A 1,453-nucleotide genomic window follows, 5' to 3' on the forward strand; every position below is an offset into this window, starting at 1 on the left:
CTTGCTATTACCCACACCCATTAGCGGGCCGGTGTCAAGCGAGCAGGCGACAGCATGGCCGCGCTAGCGGCCAGTTTCAATTTCACGATTCCCGATCGCATCAGCTGAGCGCACCCGTTTCTTCAAATCGTGGCTGCGACGGATCGCGCCACACACCCATGTGGATCAAGCGATGGCGATGCAAACTGCCAATCGCCCTAGCGGGCATGCCGCCCCGGAAGAACGTTGGTACCGCAATGCGTCCATGTGATCGCACAAGTGTTTGGGCTGCCTCTGCTATGAGGGCGCCAATCGGTGGCTGGCTCACATTGCGGGCGATCCGCTTCGACTGCTCATCAGGGGCGGCGGCACAGCATCCCATTCAATTTACAGAGCTGTTGCGCCAGTGGGTAATGGGGGCTTGCCGGCCGCCGCCGTTAGCGCTACGCAAAACAGCGCCTTACATCAAAGGGTTTTTGCTCCTTCAGGATATGGAAGCACGCACGGGCCAGTTTGTGGGCTAGGGCCTTGCGCGCCACAACCGGGTTGGTTCGGGCCTTCTTGCGTTCGTAGAAGCGCCTGGCCTGGTCGCAATAGCGCAGTGCGAAGTTGGCTGCCTCGACAAATGCCCAGGACAAGTATGGATTCCCGTTCTTCGTATTGCCTTCGCCTTTCTTTTTTCCATTGCTCATGCGCTGGCTGTCCACGCACCGCGCGTAGGAGGCGAAGTTGCCGGGGTTCGCGAAGCGCTGGATCGGACCGACCTCTAGCACAATGACTGTTGCAAGAGTCTGGCCGATGCCAGGCACCGTCCTCAGCAGTGCATGGTCGGGGTTCGATGCGACCTTTTCATGAAGACGCTTTTCCACGACATCGATCTGTGAAGAGAGCGTTGCGATGACCGCGACGTTTGCCCGAACTGCAAGTGCCACGTCCTCGGGCAGATGCATCTGGTCAATCGATTCGTTATCCAGCCGTTTGACCTGATTGCTCGTGATCCGGTTGCCGTATTGACGCGCTGTAATGTTCTCGACGGCAAGGATGTGGCTGGTTTGGCTGCGCACCAGCTGCATGCGTTTTCTCGCCAGATCGCGCACGGCACGGTGCTCCGGCGGCAGGATGGTGCCGGTGGGAAGAATGTCCAGTCGCAGCAGGTGGGCGAGAAACCGCGCATCGGTCTCATCTCCGCTGTGCTTGAGTCCGTCGTATTTCTTGATCGCGGTGGTGTGGGCGAGATGCACCGTGAACCCCGCTGCCTGGAGACCATCGACGAGCCAGTACCAGTTGAACGTCGATTCGACCACGACGCCCGCCAGCTCCGCCTGCCAGGGCGCAAGCAACGCCACAATCTTCGTCAGGTCATTGGGCAGACGCTTTTCGGCAACCACCCGGTCCGTCTCATCGATCACGCTCACCACGCTGTTGTTCGAATGCAGATCAATTCCGCTATATTTCACTTCAGCCTCCTTCTGGT

General features: G+C 59.1%; 1 protein-coding gene. It reads right to left on the bottom strand.

Translation table 11 applies throughout. The features are described from left to right. Nucleotides 1-422: 422 nt before the first annotated feature. Nucleotides 423-1,436 (bottom strand): IS110 family RNA-guided transposase, encoded by a 1,014-nt coding sequence (locus tag KHO30_RS39040; protein WP_211704092.1) that lies wholly within the window; start codon nt 1,434-1,436, stop codon nt 423-425. Nucleotides 1,437-1,453: the final 17 nt, after the last annotated feature.

The organism is Paraburkholderia aspalathi (assembly GCF_905220735.1).
In the GTDB taxonomy this organism is placed as follows: Bacteria; Pseudomonadota; Gammaproteobacteria; order Burkholderiales; family Burkholderiaceae; genus Paraburkholderia; species Paraburkholderia aspalathi.